Here is a 25,011-nt window from a genome sequence, read left to right as displayed (position 1 = left end):
AAAACATTTATTTAACACGGAGAGCTATGAAAAAATATACTTATAATAGCAGTATAAATATGTACGAAATAGATCCAAGATTTTTGGAAGAAGGAATATTAAAAGCGCAGAAAAAATCTTTTGATTCAATTCGTATTAAAGCTTTTGCAGATGATTGTGATTTTAAATGCCATTTAGACCTATTGCCTTTAAAAGATAAAAAATTTATAAAAAAACTAATAATTGATGATTCTTTTAAACTTCAAAGCGTTAAGAATATTGAAGCCATATATTCTCTGCAAGAACTAATAGATTTTACAATCGCATTACCAATAAATATTGATTTTAAAGAATTAACTCAATTAGAAAAATTATATCTTAATAATGAAAGCTATCAAAACTTAAGCTCTCTAATAAATTTAAAAGAGCTTTATTTTTCAAGATATTCTAAAGAAAATTGTTGTGAGTTATCTAAATTAAAAGAATTAACTTTTTTAAGATTAGATAACTCTAAAAATTTAATTTCACTTGATGGCATTGAAGAATTAGCAAATTTAAAATGGATTTGGCTAATGAGAAATTCTAATCTATATAATGCCAATAATCTAGCACAATTAAAAAAATTAGAAAGATTAGACATTGAAGGAAGTAAGAAATTAATTGATTATTCCTTCTTGAATAATAATCAAAGCATAAAAAAAACATTAATCTCTGATTTAGATTCTTTAGATTTTGTTCGAAATATGAATGCGTTAGAAAATATTAATTTTTGGAATTGTGAAACTGGAGATTTATCACCATTGTTAGAGTGTCCTACTTTAAAAGAGGTTTCTTTTCATCCACAAAAAAAATATTATTCACATAAAAAAGATGAGATCAATAATATATTAATCGAAAGGAATAAAATTTAAATTTTCAAAATATTACCAAGCTCCAAAGTAAATTTTCCTGTAGAAAATTCTTTCGGTGCTTTTAATAATTTAGTAGCTAAGAATGCCGTTGTAATTGGTTTTAAATTCTTAAAAAGTCCAATTGCATTGAATACTTTAATAATATTTATCGAAATCTTTTCTCCCAAACGATCTGAATTTTCACGAATCAGCGGTCCTGGTCTAAAAATAAGATACTGAGAAAAATGAAGTTCATCTATATATTCTTCCAGTTTTCCTTTCATCATCGAGTAAAATACACTGCTTTTTGAAGAAGCTCCATAAGAAGAAACCAAAACCAAGGAATTAACATTATTTTGCTTTGCAGCAGAAGCAAATTCGGCTGGAATGTCAAAATCAATTTTCCATTGCTTTTCTTTTGAACCTGCAACTTTTAAAGTTGTTCCAAGACATGAAAACAGAACATCTCCAGTAATTAAACCCTGAAAAGAATTTACATTTGAAAAATCAACAATATGTTCTCTCAATTTTGAATGTGATTTTCCTGTAGCACGTCTCACAAAAATTGAAACCGATTCATAATCATTACTTTCCAAAAGCAAATTAACAAGTTCTTTTCCTGTTGCACCTGTCGCTCCAATTACCAATGCTTTCATAAATAAAGGGTTTAGAAAGTAAATATAATGTTTTATTCTATTTTAATCATGATTTACCATTTGACGAAAAAGCATTAATTTCCCCTTACTGTCTCTTTTCCAAATATTTATACTTTTTCCTTTTACATTTCCATTACTATCGCCGTCGCGCCAATCCACATTGTAAAAACCAAATTCTACAATTGCTTTTCCTGCATTTATAATTCCAGAAGTCTTGATTGAGATTTGCTCAATTTTCAATGTTCCAGGCTTTTCATGTTCTGTAAAATAAGCTGTAATGTCTTTTTCGCCAGAAAGAATTGGCGTATAATACGTTAAATACATCGCGTCGGGCATAAACATTTTGGCATGTTCCGCTCCTTGCCTATTCTGAACCAATCTTTTAATGGTATTATTTCTTTCTTTAACTTCTAAAGTCAACTTATCTGACGAAATATATTCTTGAGTTTGAGAAACATCCGAATCGTCTATTTGAGGAATATTTTTATCATCAAAATAACTCGCCGAACCCCAGATTTCTGCAACAATAGTGAGAAGCTGTTTCTTTTTCTGCCATAAAACAGCATATTTTCCAGAATAAGAATAAGGATCTTGTCCTTTTAAGATCAGATTTTCAGTAAAATTTCCAATTTCAAGAACATAATTTCCAAAATCCTGTAGTTCCAAAATTGCTCTTTGGTATGAAGTAATTTTCGCCTGAGAAAGCCATTGTTCGTAGAACGCAGAAATTGACTTTTTACCCGTTCTTTGCCTGCTGTGTTCGGGCATAAAAACAGATTGATCTGTATATGCTTTTATTAATGCACTTTGATTTCCTTTAGTAAAAGCGGTTTCAAAAGCAGTATTATGCGCTTCAATTTGTTTTCTAATTTCGGGATCAATTTTATTTTCTTGCGCAAAAAGACCAAATGCTAAGAAAAAAAAGGTAAAACTAAATTTAATCATAGCCGATAATTTTTAATTGAAAAACAAATATAACATATTAACAAACAGTATTTTATAATTAAAAACTTAAATATTCCTTTTTAGTTTTTTATACAAATTTTTCTATTTCTTCTATCAGATTTCTAATAATAATTTCGGTCGAAACATCACTGTAACTATTTATAGATTGCCCTGCCCAAATGCTTACAAAATCAGTGTTTTTCTCCAGTTTAGCTGTTTTTCTCAACTCTGCAGTTAGTTTATTTTGATACGGATACGGAAGAATAAATTCAGAATTTTCAATTTCTTCTATAAAAGCATTTCTAATTCCGCGAGCGTATCTTCCTGAATAACTTTTAGTTAAAACAATTTCATTTTCTTTTAAATTTCTAAGTCGGTGCTTTTCAAAATCATGTAAAGCACTTTCAACAGAACCCAAAAACAAACTTCCAATCTGAAAACCGTCTGCTCCTAAAGTTTTGGACGCCAATAAAGTCTTAGCATTATAAATTCCACCAGCATAAATAATTGGTACGTTTACATGTTCTGTTACTTGCGAAAGCAACGACAATCCACCAATTTGCGGAATTGTTTCTTCTAGAAAACTTCCGCGATGTCCTCCCGCTTCAATTCCTTGTACGCAAATAATATCAATACCACTTTGCTCCAAAACAATAGCTTCATGAACAGAAGTGCATGTTCCAATTAAAAGCACTTTATTTTCCTTTAAAGCGGCAATGCTTTCTGCATCTAAATTTCCAAAAGTAAAACTTACAATATTGCAATTTTCCAGCTGAATTGCCTCAATTTGATCGTGATAATCAGTAAGTTTAATTTCATTTATATTCGGAAAATCTACATCAATTCCTGATTTTTCTGCCAACTTTTGAAGATGTTTCCTTGTTTTTAAATATTCAGATTCCAATTTTGGCGTAATGGGATCTATTTTATGCACAAAAATATTTACTGCAAAAGGTTTATCAGTTAATTTTCTTGTTGCTCTTATCAATTCGATACATTTTTCAGCAGGAAGATCTCCTAATGCGAGCGATCCTAAAACTCCTGCATTGCTTGCCGATGCCGTCATTTCTGGGGTTGTAACGCAAGCATTGGCGCTTGTATGATGGGGTAATCAATTTTGAATAAGTCGGTTAAAACATTTTTCCATTCCATGATTTCTGTCTTTTAAATATTCAATGAAATTTCTTTAAAAAGTCTTCATTTTAGGGACTTCAAGTTAGCGAAAAGATGTAGTTCTTCCGTTTATTAAGAAGTTAATTTTTCTACAAATAATTATAACAAGACAATAATTGGTTTCATAAAATGTTTATATATAAAAGATTATGATGCATCTAATCTTTTCAAAATAATACCACACAAGATTAATATTTATAAAAACATGAAAAGAATATTTTTAATAATTGCCTTTGCTTCTTTTTCTCTGCACAGCTTTGCCCAAGAACTCAATAATAAATTCAAGACGATTCCGGCAAAAGATCCTGCCGTAAAAGAAGTTATTCCGCCCAAAGAAGTTGCTCCAAAAGAAAATCCGCCGTCGCCTGTAGAAAAACCTGCGCCATTACAGGTTAATCCAGACGAACTATTTAAAGACAGAAACGTTTACAAACAAGACGCAAATGTTGAAGGGATTTTTTATAGAAGAAATCAATTTTTAGGAAATATCAATACCACTTCAGCTACTTCTACAATTATGTACCGTGATGCAGCTTTTGTAGACGGCGATAAAGTAAAAGTATATTTGAACGATAAAGTAATTGAACCTGAAGTTTTCTTAAATGGCGAATTTAAAAGCGTAAAAATCGACTTGGTTAAAGGAATCAATAAAATTGATATTGAAGCACTTAACGAAGGTTTTGCTTCTCCAAACACAGCCGAATTTAAAGTTTATGACGATAAAGGTCAAGTTATTTCGTCAAGCGAATGGAATGTTGGCACAGGTTATAAAGCCGTTATTGTATTAGTTAAAGAATAAAATCTTATAAAAAGAAATCGTTTGAAATCATAAAAAACACTTAAAACTGCTGACTTCAGCAGTTTTTTTGTTGCATATATGTAGCTAACTACGTAGTTTTGTACATATATTTAATTTACAAGACAAATGCGCATTCAACCAATACAAAATAAGTACGAAAATGAAATCGTTGATTTGATTTTAAACATTCAGCAAAAAGAATTTAATGTTCCTGTTACTTTAGAAGATCAGCCAGATTTACTGGACATTGAAAACTTTTACTATAACCCAGGCGGAATATTTCTTGGCGCTTTTATAGACGAGAAATTAGTTGGAACAATCGCTTTGGTTAAATTTAATGCTGAAGCTGGAGCGATCAGAAAAATGTTCGTTAAGAAGGAATACAGAGGAAAAGAATTTCAAATTGCCCAACAATTATTAGAACAGTTAATTGCATACAGCAAAGAAAACGGAATTAAAGACTTATATTTAGGAACGGTTACGCTCTTGCAAGCTGCTTTACGTTTTTATGAAAAAAATAATTTTGTAACAATCCCAAAAGAAGCACTTCCAACTGATTTTCCGTTAATGAAACCTGATAATGTTTTTTGTCATTTAAATCTAAATCAATAGAAATGAATATCATTGATGAAATTGGTATTTTGGCCATATCTACTCGATTGCAACGTCTGAGCGAACAACTTCGCAAAGACGGGGCTTTAATTTATAAGTCTTTCGATATTGATTTTGAACCAAAATGGTTTCCTGTAATTTACACTTTGCACATCAAAGAAATGCTGAGTGTTGTTGAAATTGCTGCCGAAATTGGCTATAGCCACCCTTCTACTATAAGTTTATTGAAGGAATTGGAAAAGCAGAAAATCATCAGTTCTAAAAAAGATAAATTGGACGAACGCAAAAGATTGATTGTTCTTACAGCAAAAGGAAAAGATCTTGTTGTAAAAATGCAGCCCGTTTGGACCATTATGAAAAATGCTTTAAACGAAATCACTGACAATCAAAACAATCTTTTGAAAGCTATTGAAGAAACAGAACAAAAACTAGCTTCTCAGGGATTTTTTCAGAGAATTTCAGAACTCAAAAGCTGATTTACTCTTTCCCTGTGATCTTTTTTCTGTGATTATGACCCCATTTTGCTAAAGAATCGATTACTTCTTTTAATGTATGTCCGTATTCTGTAAGCTGATATTCTACAGTTATGGGCTGTGTATTCAAAACAGTTCTAGTAACTAATTGATTTTCTTCGAGATTTTTTAATTCTCTGCTTAACATTTTTCCTGAAATTCCTTCGACTTCGCGCAATAAATCGGTAAATCTTAAAGTATTAAAGCAAAGTGATGCAATAATAGAGATTTTCCATCTTCCGTTTAAAATATACATTGCGTCATGCACTGCCATAATATGTTGTGTGCATTTTTTAGGATCGTGTTTTAGTTCTTTCAGCATGTTCTATTGTATGTTACCTCGATGTTACAGTTACTTTTGGTAATCGGATGACAAAAATACACTTAAAGTGTTTACATTTGAATACAATTTTTAATTACTAAAGAAAAATGGCCTTAATAGATGCACTAAAGTGGCGTTACGCTACAAAAAAAATGAACGGACAAGCTGTTCCGCAAGAAAAAGTAGATTATATTCTTGAAGCTGCAAAACTTGCTCCATCTTCTTCTGGATTACAGCCTTACAAGATTTTTGTTATTACAAACAAAGAATTAAAAGACAAAATTAGAACTGTAAGTTTTGATCAAAGTCAAGTTACAGATGCTTCTCACGTTTTGGTTTGGGCTGCTTGGGATGGTTATAGTTTAGAAAAAATTTCTGCTGTTTTTGACAGAACAATTGCTGAAAGAGGAATTCCTGCTAATGCAATGGATGAGTACAAACAAAGACTTTGGGGAATGTATGAGCCTCTTGGACAAGAATGGCACGCTAACCACGCTGCAAAACAAGCTTACATTTCTTTTGGCGTAGCAATCGCTGCTGCTGCTGAACAGCAAGTAGATGCAACTCCAATGGAAGGTTTTATTCCTGCTGAAGTTGACAAACTTTTAGGTTTAAGCGAACTTGGACTAAAAAGCGTTTTGGTTTTACCTATAGGATATAGAGATGATGCAAACGACTGGTTGGTAAATTTGAAAAAAGTGAGAACTCCACAAGACGAATTTATAACAGAAATCAAGTAAAAAATTATTTTTTGCTTAAATAAAGAATGCTTCTGGAAAAGCCTCGCTGGCTTTTTTAGAAGCATTTTCAGTTTAAATATTTCATTTTCAAAACAAAATCAATTGTAATGTAAAACAGAAGAAAACACAATTTGCTTAAAAGAATGTTATTTTTAATGTTTATACAAAAAAAGGTATTCAAAGCGGATAAATAAATAATATCGTATAGCTAATTTTGCTTCATCCAAAACAATTCATTCTTATTACAACAAATTAAAATTCTAACATTATGTCTGATTTTTTAACGCAATTTGGGGAAGACCTAAAAAAGAACGTCCCAGGTTTCATTGCAGTTTCTGTAGCTGAAATCGCAAGCGGTATGTCATACTATTCACACTCTGCTGTTGCAGATTTTGATCCAGAATTGGCATCTGCTTACAACCTTGAAGTAGTTAAAGCAAAAATGAACGCTATTAAAGCTTTAAATTTACATGGTCAGGTTATTGATAATATTATGATTACGCTAAGTTCTCAAATTCACATTATCGACGTTTCTGACAATCAAGATTACTTTATTTACCTAGCTGTAGATTCTACAAAAGCTAATTTAGGTATGACAAAATCTATCTTAAATAAATACAAAAAAGAAATCGTAGCTAAATTATAACTCAATTTTGCCCCTTATAAAAAGGAATATTCTGCTAAGAGTATTCCTTTTTATTTTTTTAGTCGGAAACAAAACTCAAGATCTAATTTTAGTAAACACGTAAAAAAATTTCTTTGCGTTCAAATTAAATATGTCGCTCCGCTGGAGCTTTTTACTATCGGTATTGTTTTTTCTATAAATATTGAGCTCCTCTGGAGCTATTTAAAATTATTAAAAAATTCCCAGAGGAACTATTTAAAGTCATTAGAAAAGTCCCAGAGGGACGAAATATTTATAGAAAAAAAAATCGACAATCTTTAAAAAAAAGCTCCAGCGGAGCGACATATATTATTACACAAACCATCCTATTTAGCCCATAGTTCAAGGCTTCAAACTTGAAAAACGGGTAGAAAAATCCTCTATCTTTTCTATTTGTCAAAAGCATTGTTTATGCTTTTATAGTCCATAATATTAAAAAACAGTTTTTTTATACAAATTTCTTTTCATTTCTATAAATTATTCTATATTTCGAAAAGTAAATGAGGAATTATATAAATGGAATTACGTGCCTATTTTGAAAAATATCCTGACGAAGCAACTTGTATTGAAGAACTAAAAAACAAGCGCTTAGAAAATGGTCTTTTATGCAGGAAATGTGGGCATAATGCACACTCTTTCCGACAGAATGATTTTAAATTTCAATGTCGAAAATGTGGCAACCGAATCAGTCTTCGATCTGGAACCGTGATGGAGAATTCTAATCTTCCCGTTAGATATTGGATGATTTGCATCGAATTAATGACGCTTTCTCATCGAAAAATATCAATTCTTAAAATTCAATATCTTTTAGGTCATAAACGTTACGAACCAATTTGGTTAATGGTTCAAAAAATACGCTTGGTCATGAAAATTAGAGATGAAAAATACCGATTAAGGGCTTATTCTGAATTTGATCCTGAATTTCTTCAGAAGATTGATAAACTTGCTTTGCAAAAGAAAACAAAAGAAAACAAAAGATGAGAATGGTTGATTGTTAATGGTTGATTGTTAATGGTTAATGGTTAATGGTTAATGGTTAATGGTTAATTGTTGATGGTTAATTGTTGATGGTTAATTGTTGATGGTTGAGATTGAAAAGTCTATACGAATAAAAAAGCCACAGATTATAGAGTAAAATGATTTTAGAAATCAATACTAATCTATAATCTGTGGCTTTTTTATTCTATTGTTATGACTGCTTTGGAAAAATTCACAATTCACCATTAACCATTAACAATTAAAAACTATTTTTTCTTATTTTTCTTTGCTTTAGATCTTTTTGCTTTATTTTTTGCGATTTTTTTCGCTTTAGCTTTATCCTTTGCTTTTTTTGCTTTTGCTTTCTTTTTCGCTTGAGCTTTTAGTTTTGCTTTTTTAGCTTTTTCCTTCTTTTTGTCTTTCGCTTTTTCTTTTTTCTTAGCTACTTTTTTCTTTTTCTCTTTTTTCTTTTTCTCTTTTTTCTCTTTTTCTTTCATCTTTTTATTCTTTTTAGATTTCGATTCGTTTTCGTTTTCTTCTGATGTTTCTTCTTCAACTTCAGATGTAACTCCTTCTTGCTTTGGTTCTTCTGTAATCTCCTCTGCAATGGCAACTTCTTTTTCTGTTGCTTTTTTTGGAGCTCTTTTAGGTTTTGGTTTTACTTCTGTAGTTTCGTTTACCGATTCTGTTTCTGAAGTCGGAGCATCTTTCTGCTCGTTTTCATCACTTGAGATAACTGGAGCAACTTCTACTTCCTGATCGATTTCATTAGTAAGCACTTCTTTTGCCATTATTCTGTTAATTTTAAGAAATTGATTAAATTTATTTTGGTTTAAACTAATTTTCAATGTTATTAAATCATTAAATTAACATCAAAAAATAATAAACAAAGATAGATTGAAAAAGGTATTCGCCAATGTTAAGTTTTTCATAGCTAAAAAAACTCACTACAAACCATTTAAAACCAACAACTTACCCAATGTTAAGTTTTTCATGACGGTTTTTAGCGAATTAGAAACCTTAATATAAGCGTTCTAAGCATGATTTGATTTTATAGAAGTGAATTGTAATTTGCATAATTTCGCTTAAAAATTTGATCGATGTACAACGATTTAGAATACAAATCAATAAAACCCAGCAAAAACCTATCGGATTTTGTGGATAGTTTTTGGTGCATGGAGAATAAATCGGACCAAACGCTAGAAACAATTGGACTTCCCGATGGACGAATTGACTTATCATTAATAAAAACAACAGAAAATTCTTTTCAAATTAGACTTTTAGGTTTAGGAACTCAGCAATATGAAAAAGGTAAAATTCCAGCCAATAGTCTAACCTTTGTAATCAGCTTTAAACTTCCTGCCGCTGAATATGTTTTTAACGAAAGTATTGCAGACCTTATAAATTCAGGAAAAATACTCGAAAGCAACTTTTGGGATTTCAACGAAAATGATTTAAAAAATTTTGAATTGTTCTGTAAAAAAGCTTCGGCAAAAATTGATTCTTTACTAATAAAGGAAATCGATGTGCGAAAACAAAAACTCTTTAAACTCATCTATGAAAGCAACGGCGCAATGTCAGTCAAAGAATTATCCGAACAATCTCATTGGAGTAGCCGTCAAATAAATCGCTATTTTAATCAGTATTTTGGCCTTTCGCTGAAAGCATATTGTTCAATTCTTCGTTTTCGAGCTTCGTTGGAACATATTGCAAAAGGAAAACTTTTTCCTGAAGAGAATTTTTCAGATCAAACACATTTCATTAAAGAGATCAAGAAAATTTCGGGTTCACTTCCAAAAGAACTATTTCAAAACAAAAACAACCGATTTATACTATTATCTGCTCTTTCCTCTAAATAATTTTGCAACATAGATTTTAAACACAAAACTATGTTACTACAAAATAAACAAGTTGCCATTATTGGCGGCGGAATGGGCGGTTTAATCTTAGCGCGCCTTTTGCAACTTCAAAATGTAAATGTAAAAGTTTATGAAAGAGATTTAAATTCAGAAGTCCGCGTTCAAGGTTCTCCTTTAGATTTACATGAAGATTCTGGTTTAAAAGCCATGAAACAAGCAAATTTATTGACTGAGTTTTATGAAAATATTCGGCCAACTGCGAGTAAAGCTCGAATTGTCAATCAAAATTTTGAATTGAAATTTGATGAACATAACATTCAGAAAACTGCTTTTGAAGAAATTTCGAATAACCATACAAATTCTCTAGAGAACATTTCAAAACCTCGACCAGAAATAGATCGTTCGGAGCTTCGAGCTATTTTATTAGAATCGCTTTTGCCTGAAACTGTTGTTTGGAACAGTCAGTTTCTTTCGATGGAAAAAGAAAATCAAGGCTGGCGTTTGTATTTTAAAAACAGAAAAACTATTTATGCTGATTTGGTAATTGCTGCTGACGGTGCCAATTCGAAAGTCCGTTCTTATTTAAGTACAGAGAAACCCATTTATTCTGGAATTACTATGATTGAAGGAACGATTTATAACGCAAAAGAAAATGCTCCCAATCTTTTTGAGTTTTCGAAAGGCGGAAAAGTTCTTGCTTTAGGAAATGGACAAAACATTATGTACGGTACAAAAAGAGACGGTTCGCTGATGTTTTTGCTTAGTACTAAAATACCCGAAAATTGGCTTGTAGAAAGCGATTTGGATTTTAAAGACAATCAGAAAATTTTTGAATGGTTTAAAGAAGTTTATCAAGATTGGAGTTCTGAATGGCACGAACTTTTTCTGAGCAATGAATTGTATTTTATTCCGCGTCCGCAGTATTATTTCCCTTTAGATCAATCTTGGAAAACTCAGGAAAATCTAAGTCTAATTGGAGATGCAGCGCATAGAATGCCTCCGTTTGCTGGAAAAGGTGCTAATCTTGCTATGCTAGACGCTCTTGAACTTTCAGAATGTTTAACCAATAATCATTTTTCAGATTTGAAAACTGCTATTTCTTATTTTGAAAAACGAATGCTGGAACGAGCTGCTGAAGCGACAAAAGATACTTTAAGAAATGGAGAACAATTGCATTCAAAAGATGCTTTAGAAAATCTTCTTTCGATATTCAGCAAAACAAAATCATATTAATCATTTTAATTTCAATTAGTTATATTTTTTATTTAAATTTACAAATACCCAAAAAGCATTTCTTAAGTATCTACATTCCCATATAAGTTTCATTAAAATAAATTTATACTATGAGGCATTTTTTACTCCTATTCTTTTTTGCAGGTTTTATCTATTCTTCTTTTGGACAAAAAACTACTGATTCTATTTCGAAAAAAGAAAAGAAAATCGAATTGAGAGTAATGCCTTATCTAAGTTACAATCGAAATTTAGACTTTATGTTTGGAGTAATTCCGATGACGATGTACAAAGTCAATCAAGCTGATACTATTTCGCCAAAATCTTTATCAGGAATGTCGGCAATTTACACTACCAATAAATCCTATTTTATAGCGCTTTTTAATAAATGGTATTTGAATGAAGACAAATGGCGATTAAAACTTTTCTTTTTTACTGGAAATCAGAATTCACAATTTTATGTGGATGATATTGATCAGCCAGATTTTTATGATTATGGAACTAAAACAACTGTTTTAAGTGTTGGCGGTCAGCATAAAATTATTGGAAAGTTCTACGGCGGACTTTCTTATACGTATGCACATTACAATACAGTTTATGAAGATGATATTTCTCCTAAATCGGTTTCACATAGCAATGCTTTGGTTGTAAACTTATTATATGATACTAGAGATGCTGTCTATTATCCGACCAAAGGTTATAAAATCAGAATGGATTGGTCGACTTATCCAAAGTTTTTAGATAATGAATTAGCATCGAATCGAATATCTTTTCAAGCCAATAAATACTTTCCCTATCGAGAAGGAAAAGATGTTATTGCCGTTCGTTTTTACAGCAAGTTTGGTTTAGGAAATGTAGCATTTGAACAGCAGAGTACAATTGGAGGAACTGATATTCGAGGTTATTCCGAAGGGAAATATCGCGGTTCAGGATTAATGGATATTCAGGGAGAATATCGTTATAACTTTGCTAAGAAAATGGGATTAGTTGGCTTTTTTGGTATTGCCACTATTTATGGTTCTGATACTCCAAGCTTTGATTGGAAATTATATCCTGGCGGTGGAGTTGGCTATCGATACAATCCTTTCAAAAAATCAAAATTTAATGTAGGCATAGACGGTGCCGTTGGTAAAGGAGACTGGGGAATTTACTTTAGAATCGGCGAAGCTTTTTAATTAAGAAAAAACATATAATTAAACTTCAACTTATTACGACTTGAAGTTTTTTCGTATAAATAATACTACTTTTCAATTGTTGCAATACAGGTTTTCTTGTTTCATTTTATAATATGGAACATACAAAAAAATATCTCAAGGTGATCTTTTGCTAAATTTGATTATTCCCAAAAACACACACTTCACGACCTAATTACAAATTAATGCTCAACACAATTTATTAATTTAAGGTGGGCCTGACTTCTCTGTATCTGCCTTTAAATACTTTGATTGCTTATGGCACAATTTTACGTTCCCTCCATTTTTACTAATTATTCTAAAAAACTTTTACTAGTTTTTATTCTATTAGTATGTGCTACTATTAAGGTAAATTCACAAAATTGCACTGTAAATGCCGGAGTACTGAATGTTACTATTTGTGAAACCGATGCATTGGTTTTGACTGGAAATACTCCAACTCCAATTATTGGCACAGTCAAATGGACACAAATCTCGGGTCCTGCAGTAACGATCAATTCGCCAAATAGCTCAAGTACAACAGTTTCAGGCTATACTGGAGGCAATACTTATGTTTTTAGATATAGTGCAACCTGTAGTGACGGGATATTGTCTTATCAAGACAAAGTGATTAATGTTAAACCAATAACAAAAGCAAATGCTGGTGCAAATATTGCGAGCTGTCCTAATAATAACGGTACGTTGGCAATTATTGCAAATACTCCGCAAAACACAGGAGAAGCAGGATATTGGGAAATCGTAGGAGCCAATAATGCAGGAGTTGTAATTAATTTTCCAAATTTAGCCACCTCAACAATCAGTTTGCCTGAAACAAGCTGTGGTGTTACAACACTTCAGTGGGTTATCGAAGGACCAGAATATGCTCCTGGACAAAGATGTAGAACTACTTCTCAAATAACAGTTACTAATTATGGAGGCGTAAAACCTATTTCTGCAGGTCCAGATCAAACTTTAAGCAATTGTTACACTACTACACAGTCAACTAACTTAAATGGTACTTATGGTGGTTGCGGACTTAACGGACAAAATGGTCAATGGTCATTTGTCAGCGGACCAAATACTCCAACTATTAGCAATCCGAATTCTAATGGAACTGGTATTTCAAATCTGGTTGAAGGAACTTATACTTTTAGATGGACCGTTGCTGGGCCTTGTGCCTCAGGAAATGATACCGTTGTAATCACGGTGCCACCCGCAACTCAGGATGTAACGCAACTGCCAGGTGGAGACGAAAATATATTTTTTTGTGACAACACTATAAATCAGGTTACTCTTGTTGCGCAAACTCCTTTATACGCTGGTGAAACCGTAGCTTGGTCGCAAGTCTCTGGAGGTGCTGGTGCCGTAATTGTTTCACCAACAAATCCAACAACTTTGGTTACGAATATCTCCTCTGCAGGTGCTCCTTATAGATTTCGATATACTCTAACAAATAACAACACGGGATGTATTTTTACCAAAGATTACATCGTACAATACAATGGCCCTACCAGAACAATTGTCGCAAATAATGGAAATGATATTGTTGGAAGCTGTAATGCAACTGTATTTACAATTCCGCTGGCTGTAACAGGAACAGGTTCCAATCAATACCGAATTTTGAGTGGCCCTGCCCTCTCTCCTTTGGCTCCTTTTCCTACTGCTTTACAAGATGTTGGAAATTCGCTTACTTTAACTCTTACTGCGCCAGGAGATTATACAGTAGAATTTATCCGAAAACAAACGGGAGCTTTAACTGTAGAATGTGATTATGGTTTTGACACCTTAAACGTTTTGGTTTCTGGCGATCCTACTCCATCTAATGCTGGAACCGATGTGAGTTTGCCCTGTGGTGACACAACTACAGTTCTCTCTGGTGTAAGTACAGATGACGGAATGCATTTTTGGAGTCAGCTCAGCGGTCCAAACACTGCAACAATTGCCGACAATTTTGCAATTGACACACCTGTAAGTAATCTTATTTCGGGTACTTATGTTTTTCAGTATATTACAAAAGGCGGTGGCGCCACGTGCGGATTTTCAGTAGCAACAGTTACCGTTTATGTTTCAGACACAACAATAGACAATGTAGATGCTGGAATAGATCAGGTGGTTTGTGCAAGTTCGCAAGTACCTCTTAGTGCCGCGCCTCCCGAAGCTGGCGAAATGGGAACTTGGAGTCAAGTTTCGGGTCCTGATACTATCACTTTTTCTGATGCAAACAATCCCAACGCCATTGCAAGTGGTTTTTTGACACCAAATTCATCCTATGAATTGCAATGGACAGTTTCCTATTCGCATCCAGGCCCTTCCTGTGGTGCATCTATCTCTGATAATGTAGTTATTAATACGAATAACAGTATCGCACCCACCTCATCAAATGCAGGACCAAACGCCTGTTATACCTCGGGTACAACAACTTTTAACCTTAGCGGAAATACTCCTGCGATTGGCGAAATTGGCATTTGGACTGTAACGCCTTCAACTGGAGTCGTTTTTGCGGATGATACTGATCCAAATACAATGGTTACCGTTCCAGGAAACGGAACTTATGTTTTTACATGGTCTATTTCTCCAAGATTGAGAGTATGTTTTCCTAGCCAAAGCAGTGTATCAATTACGGTTGCAGAGACTCCGCCAGCCGCTGACGCAGGCCCAGATCAGCAAATTTGTGGCAATACTATAACAATGGCAGCAACACAAAGCGGAGGATCAATTGGAACATGGACTAGAATTTCGGGTGTTGGAAATTATACTATAAGCGATATTCATGATCCAAATGCGGTTTTTACATTTACGTATAGCGGTTACTACATTTTTAGATGGACAGTTGATGCTGATATCTGTGGGCAGGCATTTGATGATATCAACCTTACCATCGGGATTCCGCCTCATGCTGCAGCTGCTGGACCAGATCAAAATATCTGCAACAATAGCAGTGTAACAATGGCCGGAAGCACTTATGACAGCTTTTTCGAATTAGGACAATGGTCTGTTCTTACTGGCGCTCCTAATCAGCCATTAATAGTTGATCCTTCTAATCCAAACACAGTAATTACTGGACTTGTTGCTGGAACTTACACTTTTAGATGGACAATAACTGCAAAAAGTATCTTTTTATGCACAGGCAGTTTTGACGATATGGTAGTTGTAGTCGATCCTGCAGCAAATGCTGGCCCAGATCAAACACATTGCGATGTTACCAGTGTGCAGCTTATAGCCAATGAAAACTCAACAGGAACATGGACGCTGACCAGTACAACTGGAAATATAGCTGATGTTGTAATTATCCAGTCACCAACGAACAGTTATATTGCTAATGCAACTGTAGTTCCTGGAAACGATTATGTTTTTACATATACCACAAGCACAAATACATTTCCTAACGGTGATATCTGTGTTGGAACCTCAGATTCTGTAAATGTTACAATTTTTAATGGCGCGAGTATTGATCCAAATGCTGGGCCAGATCAAACTTTATGTATTAATGATGTTGCAGGTGTTGCCACAATGAGTGGAAATGTTCCGCCCCCAGATGTTACTGTATTCGAATGGAGGTTTGTTTATCAGCCATCAGGAAGTGTGGCAGTTATTGACACTCCTACTGCACCACTGACGACTGTTTCAAATTTAACCGTTCCTGGGCTTTATATCCTTGAATGGGTATTTCAAAGCAATAATTGCCGAACTCTTTCTGATATTGTTAGAATAGAAATGAATGCTCCCCCAAGCCCTGCCAACGCAGGACCTGATGATACTGTTGCCTGTCAAACGACTTACAAAACTGCTGCTGTTCCTCCCGCTGTTGGAATAGGAACATGGACATTTTTTTCGCAACCTCCTGGAGGAAATGCTGTAATTGACAATCCAAATAGTCCAGTAACTACTTTATCAAATATTAATGTTTTAGGCACTTACGTCTTAACATGGACTGTTACTAATGGTTCATTTACCAGTCCCTCATCATGTGCACCTACTTCAGATCAAGTTTCCATAACCTTTAATGATGTACCTCCATCTATTGCTGATGCAGGGCCAGATCAAGAACTCTGTAATTTAACAAGCGCTACAATGAATGCTGTAACAGTAACATCGGGCGTAGGAACATGGACACAGGTTTCTGGTCCAAATACTGCCAATATTGCATCATTAAACAATGAAAATTCTTTAATATTTGGATTGATACCCGGTGTTTACGAATTTAAATGGACTGTTACTACTGCTGCTTCAACTAGTTGTATTTCTGAAGATACAGTTGTTGTAACTATATATGCGAATCCTTCAACTGCCGATGCAGGACCAAATCAAATTGTGCCTCAATTTTCTGCTATCAATATGAATGCAGTTGTTCCAACAATTGGTACTGGAAGCTGGACGCAAATTTCTGGTCCAAGTACAATCGGTTTTACAGATGCTTCTAGTCCAACAACGGCTGTTACTGGAACTGTTCCAGGCGTCTATACACTCCAATGGAATGTGACCAATGGAAATTGTGCCGCTTCATCAGACACCATGACGCTTACAATACTTGCTATTGCTGATTTAGAATTGACTAAAACTGTTACTCCCACAACAGGAAGTGTTGGTGATGTAGTTACTTTCAATATAAATGTTTTTAACAATAACGCTCAAGGCGGATCTGCTACTGCTACCAATGTTGCCATACGCGATTATATTCCGCTTGGTTTTGCTATTGTTCCAGGATCTGTAACTTCATCGGGAGTATACAATGTTGGTGACAATACAATTACTTGGAGCGGTTTAACAATTTCGAGTGGCACTATTATACCGCTACAGTTTAAAGCTACTATCCTGTCAACACCTTCTTATGTAAATACAGCAGAGGTAATCCGTTCAGATCAATTCGATCCAGACAGTACGCCAGACAATAAAAACCCTGCCGAAGATGATCAAAGCAGCGCTTCAATAGTTCTTGATGTTGCCGATTTATCACTCAATAAATCTGTTTCGCCTGCCACTGTAAGCATAAATGACAATGTTATTTTTACTATTTCTATAAGCAATAGCGGCCCCAATAACGCAACTGGAATTACAGTTTCAGATCAATTACCATCCGGTTATACTTATGTAAGTGATAACGGTGGAGGAAAATACAACAGAACTACAGGAATATGGAATGTTGGAAATCTAAATAATGGAAATGCAATAACTCTTCAAATAACGGCAAAAGTAAATGTAGCCTCAGCAACAAATTATGTAAATGTAGCCGAAATACAAACAGCCAAACAATTTGATCCTGACAGCACACCTGGAAATGGCTTGCCAGAAGACGATATGAGCAGTGCTACGGTTAATTTAAAACAAGCCGATTTAGAACTGACTAAAACAGTTTCTCCAACTTCTGCCGCCGCAGGAGATCAAGTTTCATTTACCCTTCATCTTATTAATAATGGCCCTGGAAATGCTACAGGAGTTGCTGTAAAAGATGTTATTCCTGAAGGTTTTACAATAATTCCGGGTTCGGTTTCAAATAATGGATTTTATAATATTGCAAATGGGAATCTTACATGGCAGAATTTAACTCTCCAAACTGGCGCTTCCTTAGATTTAACCTTTAGAGCAACTGTAAATTCATCCGGTCCATACCTGAACATTGCCGAGGTAACGGCCAGTGATCTTCCTGATCCTGATTCAACTCCTAATAATGATGATGGAGACCAAAGTGAAGATGATGAAGCCAATGCTCCTTTTACATTTATAGCCCCAACAGCAGATCTTGAATTGACCAAAGAAGTAGTTGGCGGAAACACAAGCCCTGTAATAGGAAGCCAAGTTTCTTTTCAGCTTATTATTACAAACAAAGGACCAAATGATGCTGATGGCGTTTTAGTAAGGGATCTTCTTCCTAGTGGTTATGAATTTGTAAATTATAGTATTAGCGACGGACTCTATGATTATACTACAGGAATTTGGAATGTAGCTACTATTAATGCAGGAGCTTCAGAATCTCTTATTATAGATGCGAAAGTTCTTCCAACAGGAGATTATCTAAATATTACAGAAGTTATCGCGAGCAGTCTGCCGGATCCTGACAGTGCGCCTAACAATGATGATGGGGATCAAAGCGAAGATGATGAAGATAATGCTGTGATAACTCCTATACCTCCATCAGCAGATTTATCATTAACAAAAACGGTAAGTAACGCTACTCCTTTGGTAGGCTCTATCGTAACATTCACTATTATTACTACAAACAGCGGCCCACAAGATGCTGCTCAAGTTCAGGTAACCGATTTACTACCTTCTGGATATACTTTCGCTACTTTTAATGCAACAAGTGGAACTTATGACAGTGCAACTGGTTTATGGACGCTAGATATATTGGAAAGCAGTGAGTCTGAAACATTACAGATAAATGCAATAGTCAACCCAACGGGAGATTATACGAATATTGCAGAGGTTACAAATAGTGATACTCCTGATACAGATTCAACACCAAATAACGGAATACCAACAGAAGACGATTATGGAACGGCAACGACTACTCCTATTCAGCAGTCTTCAGATTTATCTTTGGTTAAAACTGTTAATAATACGACACCACTTGTAGGTTCACTAGTTACCTTTGAAGTGGTTGTAACCAATAACGGCCCTCAAGACAATTTTGGTGTACAAGTAACAGATGTACTTCCGTCTGGATATACTTTTACTGGATTTACAGTTTCTACCGGAACTTATGACACTACCACAGGAATATGGACAGTAGGTAATTTGGTTGCTGGTGATGCAGAAACGCTTCAACTTGTAGCAAGGGTAAATTCAACTGGCAATTACACTAATACTGCCGAAGTAACAGCAGCAAATCTTGCTGATCCTGATTCTACTCCAAATAACGGAATTACAACAGAAGATGATTATGCAGAAGCAACTACGGTTCCTGTTCCGACATCAGCAGATTTGTCATTAACTAAAACCGTAAGTAACGCTACACCGCTTGTTGGTTCGCAAGTAACCTTCAGTATTCAGATAACCAATTCTGGACCACAGGAAGCAAATTCTGTTGCTGTGACAGATTTACTGCCTTCTGGATATACCTACGTATCGTATAGTGCCACAACAGGAAGTTATAATCCTGTAACAGGAGTTTGGACAGTTGGAAACATGCCAATTTCAGATTCGTATACTTTACAAATAACTGCCACAGTGAATGCCACAGGAAATTATACTAACAGTGCAGAAATCACAGCAAGCAGCCAGCCTGATCCTGATTCTACACCAAATAATGGCATTACGACAGAAGATGATTATACAGAGGTAATAACGGTTCCGATTCCAATATCAGCCGATTTATCATTGAATAAAACAGTCAATAGCACAACTCCTCTTGTAGGTTCTCAAGTAACTTTCAATCTTCAGATAAACAATGCTGGACCACAAGCCGCCGATGGTGTTGTCGTTACCGATTTACTACCTTCTGGATATACTTATGCGTCATATAGTGCAACAGCTGGAAGTTATGATGCAACAACAGGTGTATGGACAGTTGGAAATATAGGAATTAGCGCTACTCATACGCTACAAATAACAGCGGTAGTGAATGCTACAGGAAATTATACCAATACTGCCGAAATCACAGCAAGCAATCAGCCTGATCCTGATTCTACTCCAAATAACGGAGTGACAACAGAAGATGATTATGCAACAGTAACAACTACACCAACAGCTCTTTCTTCTGATTTGTCTTTAACCAAAACTGTTAGTGATTCATCTCCAATTGTTGATACAGAAATTACATTTGAAATAATTGTTACCAATATTGGTCCACAGGATAATACAAGTGTTCGGGTAACTGATTTACTGCCTGCAGCATTTACGTTTACCAGATATACCGTTTCAAGAGGAACTTATGATCCTGCAACAGGTATATGGAATATTGGAAACTTACCAAAAAATCAATCCGAAACATTGCAAATTGCAGCAATGGCAAGTGCGATTGGAAATTTTGTTAATAGAGCAGAAATAACCGCGGCAGATCTTCCTGATCCCGATTCCACTCCAAATAATGGAGCAATATTGGAGGATGATTATGCATTTGCTCTCGTAGGAGTAAGAGCAGACACGCCACCACCTCCACCAGTTTCTGACTTATCATTGACTAAAACTGTAAATAACTCAACGCCATTAGTAGGTTCTCAAATTACTTTTGAAGTTATCATTACCAATAGCGGAAAAGATGCTAATGAAGGAGTTCAAGTTACAGATTTGCTTCCTTCCGGATATACGCTTACTGGATATACTATTTCTACGGGAACCTATACACCAGCAACAGGTTTATGGAATATTGGTAATATGATAAATGGAAAATCTGAAACTTTACAGATTACAGCAACCGTAAATGCAACTGGAAATTACACCAACATTGCAGAAATAACTGCCGCAGACGTTGATGACCCTGACTCAACTCCAAATAACGGAGTTACTACAGAAGATGATTATGCAACCGCTACAACAACTCCAAATGCACAATCAGCAGATTTATCTTTAACTAAAACCGTTAACAATACTGTTCCATTGGTAGGATCATCTGTTATTTTTGAAATAATTGCAACCAATAATGGCCCTCAGAATACGACCGGTGTTGAAGTTACCGATTTATTGCCCTCTGGTTATACTTTTGCCAATTATAACGCTACAAAAGGAACTTATAATCCTGCAACTGGAAAATGGACAATCGGTTCATTTTTAAGCGGAGATTCGCAAGTATTACGTATAACCGCTGTTGTAAATCCGACAGGAAATTATGTGAACATTGCAGAAGTAACCGCAAGTGACCTGTCTGATCCTAATTCTACTCCTGGCAACAGCGTTCCAACTGAAAATGATTATGGAACAGCAACTACTTCTCCTTTAGGACAAGCAGCAGATTTATCTTTAACTAAAACCGTTAACAATGCTACGCCATTAATTGGAACTCCAGTAACTTTTGAAATAGTCATAACCAATCAAGGACCGCAGGACGCTACAGGTGTCGAAGTAACCGATTTATTGCCTTCTGGTTATACTTTCAGCAATTTTACGGCAACAAAAGGAACATATACTAGCACAAACGGAAAATGGATTATTGGTTCTTTACCAAGAGGAGATGCACAAACATTGCAATTAACAGCTATTGTAAATGCAACGGGTAATTATTTAAATACAACAGAAGTTACTGCCAGCAGTCTTCCTGACCCAGATTCGACTCCGAATAACGGAATCACGGCAGAAGATGATTATGCTGAAATAGTAACTGTTCCTGTAGTTCCAATGGCCGATTTATCACTTACAAAATCTATAATTGGCGGTAATCTAAGTCCGATATTTGGTGCAACTGTTACTTTTGAAATAACGGTAAAAAACAGCGGGCCACAAACTGCAACTGGTGTTCAGGTAAAAGATATGCTGCCAAGCGGTTACGAATATGTAGTGTACAGTTCGACAGCTGGTCAATATTATAATACAACTGGAATTTGGGAAATTGGAAACATCTCAAACGGAGCTTCAGAAACTTTATTAATTGGAGCTAGAGTAAATACTACAGGCGTTTACCAAAACATTGCCGAAGTTTACGCTTCAAATGAACTGGATCCAGATTCAACTCCAAATAATGGAGTTACTACAGAAGACGACATCAACTCTGTATTATTAACCCCAGTTCCTGCTGTAGCCGATCTTTCTATTGAGAAAAAAGTAATCAATAACATACTTACCCCTCCAGTAGGATCGCAGATTTCATTCTCGATTACAGTAACCAATTCGGGCCCAAGCAATGCTACAGGCGTTACCATAAAAGATGTATTACCTTCTGGATACGATTATATTTTCTATAATTCGACTTCGGGAGCTTATAATCCTACAACTGGTGAATGGTCTCCTGGAATTATACTACCTGGAAATAGCCATACTTTGATTTTAAATGTTTTTGTAAAAAGTCCAACTGGCACTCCTGATGAATACTTAAATACAGCCGAAATTATGACCGCAGATCAGCATGATCCGGACAGTACGCCTGGCAATGGCGTTACGACTGAGGATGATTACGATAGTATTTCTGTTACGCCAGTAATTGTAATGGCAGATTTGTCCATAAAAAAAACAGCTCTTAATCAAGATGCATTCCACGAAGTAGGTTCAACGGTTATTTTCACTGTGACCGTTACCAACGATGGACCTGCAGATGCATCTGGTGTAAGAGTCAAAGATTTACTGCCTTCTGGATTTACCTATCAAACAAGTAGTCCTACAAGCGGTTTATACAACTATGTTACGGGTATTTGGAATGTCGGAAATATTCCAACCGGAACCGATCAGTCATTGGATATTTATACAACAGTGAATAAACCATCGGGTGTAGCAGGCGAATACACAAATACAACCGAGGTTATTGCCAGTAATCTTCCTGATCCTGATTCAACACCAAATAATGGGGTCACAACAGAAGACGATTATGACAGTTTACAAATCAAAGTTGCCGTTGCCGATTTAAGTCTAGAAAAAACAGCCAGCAACAAAAATGCAAATGTAGACGAAGTTGTAACATTCACTATCCAGCTTAATAATGAAGGTCCGAGTATTGCAACCGGAGTTGCTGTTGAAGACTTAATACCGCTTGGATTCAAAAATATTTCGAATATCAATAATGGAGGTATATTCAGCAAGGATATCATAAAATGGGTGAATCTAACCGTTCCTGTTGGAGGAATTACTTTGACTTATCAGGCTACAATTGCTAATCCGTTAGGCTTAGAAATTTCTGATTATGTGAATATAGCACAAGTTACAGCCAGCGATCAATTTGATCCTGACAGTACTCCAAATAACGATAACGGAGATCAAAGCGAAGACGATGAAGGTTCTGAATCCATTAACGTCCCTTCTACCGACATTGCAATCAACAAAGAAGTCGATAAAACAGATGTTCCTATGAATACTCAGGTAACCTTTACTATCACGGCTGAAAACTTAGGCAATTTAACCGCAACAAATGTGGAAGTTCAAGATGCATTGCCTAAAGGATATTCCTTAATAAATTCAACGGCAAGTTCAGGAACCTATGATCCAAAAACAGGTATTTGGAGCATCCCTTCAATTAGCACTGGAGCATTACAAACATTAACACTCACTGTTAAGGTTATCGATTTTAATGACTATTTAAACAATGCTCATTTGATTAAACTGGATCAGATAGATACCAATTCAGCAAACAACCAGGATAGCGCTACTGTTTCGCCAAACTGTCTGAAAATCTATAATGAGTTTTCACCAAATGATGATGGCCAAAACGATTTCTTTTATATCGATTGTATTGAAAGATATCCAGATAATCAGCTAGAGATTTTTAACCGCTGGGGGAATTTGGTTTACTACCAAAAAGGCTATAAAAACACTTGGGACGGAAAAGAAGAAGGCTCTGCCAAAACGCTTCCTGAAGGTACCTATTTCTATATTTTGGATTTAGGAGACGGATCTAAAAAAACCTCTGGATGGGTTTACCTCAAATAAGACCATTTAGAAAAGGCAATTTAAGAATAGGATTAACCAAAATAAAATTGGCTATGATTAAAAATATAAAAAAGGTTTTCGCGATAATAACTCTATTCTCGGCATATGGAGCCTTTGCACAGCAAGACCCACAATACACGCAATATATGTACAATACACTCACTGTAAACTCGGCTTATGCCGGTTCTCTGGGACATTTAGCTATAACAGGAATTTATCGAACACAATGGGTTGGTCTTGAAGGTGCTCCAAATACTCAAAGTTTTTCTCTGGATACACCTGTCGCAAAAAATGTAGGTCTCGGAATTTCAGTCGTAAATGAAGAAATCGGACCAACAGACGAGCAGTATTTGGATGCCAATTTCTCTTATACCATTAAATCTGGCGAATCACATAAACTCTCTTTTGGAATAAAAGGTGGTGGACGCGTAATTAATATCGATTGGTCTAAAGGAAGCTACAAAGATCCAGATGTACAATTTCGTGAAAACATTACCAATAAATTCCTGCCCGTTGTTGGAGCTGGATTGTATTGGCATGGAGAAAGAGATTATGTTGGAATTTCAATTCCGAATTTTATGACCAGAGAACGTTATACTTATGACGATATCAGCGAAGATTTAGTTAATCAGAGAATTCACCTGTATCTGATTGGAGGTATTGTTTTTGACCTTTCTGCTCATACCAAATTCAAACCAGCTGTTTTGGTCAAATATGTGGCTGGAGCACCTTTAATTGCAGATATATCAGCCAATTTTATGTTTAATAATGCTCTAACACTTGGTGTTTCTTATCGTACATCAGATTCTGTAAGCGGTCTAGTCGGAATCCAGATCACACCAATGATTATGGCAGGTTACGCCTACGATTATACTACAACCGCTTTGCAGAATTATAACAGCGGTACGCACGAAATTATGCTTCGCTTTGAACTGGTTTCACGCAAAAAAGGACTAAAATCACCAAGATTCTTTTAAT

Annotated in this window: 16 protein-coding genes and 1 pseudogene; 12 read left to right on the top strand and 5 right to left on the bottom strand. The window is 35.1% G+C overall.

What is annotated here, in order from left to right; genetic code table 11:
- The first annotated feature begins 26 nt into the window (after positions 1–26).
- Complete coding sequence (locus DM444_RS21480) at positions 27–890, top strand: leucine-rich repeat domain-containing protein (protein ID WP_111290481.1); 864 nt, start codon at positions 27–29, stop codon at positions 888–890.
- Here DM444_RS21480 and DM444_RS21475 read toward each other — a convergent pair.
- The 3 genes from DM444_RS21475 to DM444_RS21465 form a co-directional block, all read right to left on the bottom strand.
- The gene (locus DM444_RS21475; RefSeq protein ID WP_111290480.1) at positions 887–1,525 is read right to left on the bottom strand and encodes an NAD(P)H-binding protein; all 639 of its coding nucleotides are present in this window, start codon (positions 1,523–1,525) and stop codon (positions 887–889) included. The genes DM444_RS21480 and DM444_RS21475 overlap by 4 nt on opposite strands.
- Positions 1,526–1,567: 42 nt before the next feature.
- Positions 1,568–2,470, bottom strand: coding sequence for a YybH family protein (locus tag DM444_RS21470; protein WP_111290479.1), 903 nt, complete (start codon positions 2,468–2,470; stop codon positions 1,568–1,570).
- Between the two features lie 88 nt (positions 2,471–2,558).
- Positions 2,559–3,536 (bottom strand): NAD(P)H-dependent flavin oxidoreductase, encoded by a 978-nt coding sequence (locus DM444_RS21465; protein WP_239455764.1) that lies wholly within the window; start codon positions 3,534–3,536, stop codon positions 2,559–2,561.
- A 312-nt stretch (positions 3,537–3,848) separates the two neighbouring features.
- Between DM444_RS21465 and DM444_RS21460 the strand changes: the two genes are divergently transcribed.
- The 3 genes from DM444_RS21460 to DM444_RS21450 all read left to right on the top strand — a co-directional run bounded on the left by DM444_RS21460 (position 3,849) and on the right by DM444_RS21450 (position 5,530).
- Positions 3,849–4,442, top strand: coding sequence for a hypothetical protein (locus DM444_RS21460; RefSeq protein WP_111290478.1), 594 nt, complete (start codon positions 3,849–3,851; stop codon positions 4,440–4,442).
- 126 nt (positions 4,443–4,568) lie between these two features.
- The gene (locus DM444_RS21455; RefSeq protein WP_111290477.1) at positions 4,569–5,054 is read left to right on the top strand and encodes a GNAT family N-acetyltransferase; all 486 of its coding nucleotides are present in this window, start codon (positions 4,569–4,571) and stop codon (positions 5,052–5,054) included.
- Between the two features lie 2 nt (positions 5,055–5,056).
- Positions 5,057–5,530, top strand: coding sequence for a MarR family winged helix-turn-helix transcriptional regulator (locus tag DM444_RS21450; RefSeq protein WP_111290476.1), 474 nt, complete (start codon positions 5,057–5,059; stop codon positions 5,528–5,530).
- Between the two features lies 1 nt (position 5,531).
- Here the strand turns inward: DM444_RS21450 and DM444_RS21445 are convergent, their stop codons facing one another.
- On the bottom strand, positions 5,532–5,888 hold the full coding sequence (locus DM444_RS21445; RefSeq protein ID WP_239455763.1) for a winged helix-turn-helix transcriptional regulator: 357 nt from the start codon (positions 5,886–5,888) through the stop codon (positions 5,532–5,534).
- A gap of 107 nt (positions 5,889–5,995) precedes the next feature.
- On the opposite strand from DM444_RS21445, the gene DM444_RS21440 reads away from it, so the two are divergent.
- The 3 genes and pseudogenes from DM444_RS21440 to DM444_RS21430 all read left to right on the top strand — a co-directional run.
- Complete coding sequence (locus tag DM444_RS21440) at positions 5,996–6,628, top strand: nitroreductase family protein (RefSeq protein ID WP_111290475.1); 633 nt, start codon at positions 5,996–5,998, stop codon at positions 6,626–6,628.
- Positions 6,629–6,896: 268 nt separating this feature from the next.
- Positions 6,897–7,274: a hypothetical protein gene (locus DM444_RS21435; RefSeq protein WP_111290474.1), complete on the top strand. Its 378-nt coding sequence runs from the start codon at positions 6,897–6,899 to the stop codon at positions 7,272–7,274.
- 534 nt (positions 7,275–7,808) lie between these two features.
- A pseudogene (locus DM444_RS21430) lies at positions 7,809–8,270 on the top strand (transposase); the annotation flags it as partial.
- A gap of 266 nt (positions 8,271–8,536) precedes the next feature.
- Here DM444_RS21430 and DM444_RS23800 read toward each other — a convergent pair.
- Entirely contained in the window at positions 8,537–9,061 is a 525-nt protein-coding gene (locus tag DM444_RS23800; RefSeq protein WP_204251704.1) for a hypothetical protein, read from the bottom strand.
- Positions 9,062–9,370: 309 nt separating this feature from the next.
- On the opposite strand from DM444_RS23800, the gene DM444_RS21420 reads away from it, so the two are divergent.
- The 5 genes from DM444_RS21420 to DM444_RS21400 all read left to right on the top strand — a co-directional run bounded on the left by DM444_RS21420 (position 9,371) and on the right by DM444_RS21400 (position 25,010).
- Positions 9,371–10,129, top strand: coding sequence for a helix-turn-helix domain-containing protein (locus tag DM444_RS21420; protein WP_111290472.1), 759 nt, complete (start codon positions 9,371–9,373; stop codon positions 10,127–10,129).
- Positions 10,130–10,159: 30 nt separating this feature from the next.
- Positions 10,160–11,362, top strand: coding sequence for an FAD-dependent oxidoreductase (locus tag DM444_RS21415; RefSeq protein WP_111290471.1), 1,203 nt, complete (start codon positions 10,160–10,162; stop codon positions 11,360–11,362).
- A 110-nt stretch (positions 11,363–11,472) separates the two neighbouring features.
- On the top strand, positions 11,473–12,534 hold the full coding sequence (locus DM444_RS21410) for a BamA/TamA family outer membrane protein (protein WP_111290470.1): 1,062 nt from the start codon (positions 11,473–11,475) through the stop codon (positions 12,532–12,534).
- A gap of 276 nt (positions 12,535–12,810) precedes the next feature.
- The gene (locus DM444_RS21405) at positions 12,811–24,033 is read left to right on the top strand and encodes a PKD domain-containing protein (protein ID WP_111290469.1); all 11,223 of its coding nucleotides are present in this window, start codon (positions 12,811–12,813) and stop codon (positions 24,031–24,033) included.
- A 53-nt stretch (positions 24,034–24,086) separates the two neighbouring features.
- The gene (locus DM444_RS21400) at positions 24,087–25,010 is read left to right on the top strand and encodes a PorP/SprF family type IX secretion system membrane protein (protein WP_111291189.1); all 924 of its coding nucleotides are present in this window, start codon (positions 24,087–24,089) and stop codon (positions 25,008–25,010) included.
- The last annotated feature ends 1 nt before the right edge of the window (position 25,011 follow it).

This window comes from Flavobacterium ginsenosidimutans (genome assembly GCF_003254625.1).
GTDB lineage: Bacteria > Bacteroidota > Bacteroidia > Flavobacteriales > Flavobacteriaceae > Flavobacterium > Flavobacterium ginsenosidimutans.
Note: the sequence above shows the minus strand (reverse complement) of the source record. Positions and strands in the feature narration are given on the sequence as shown.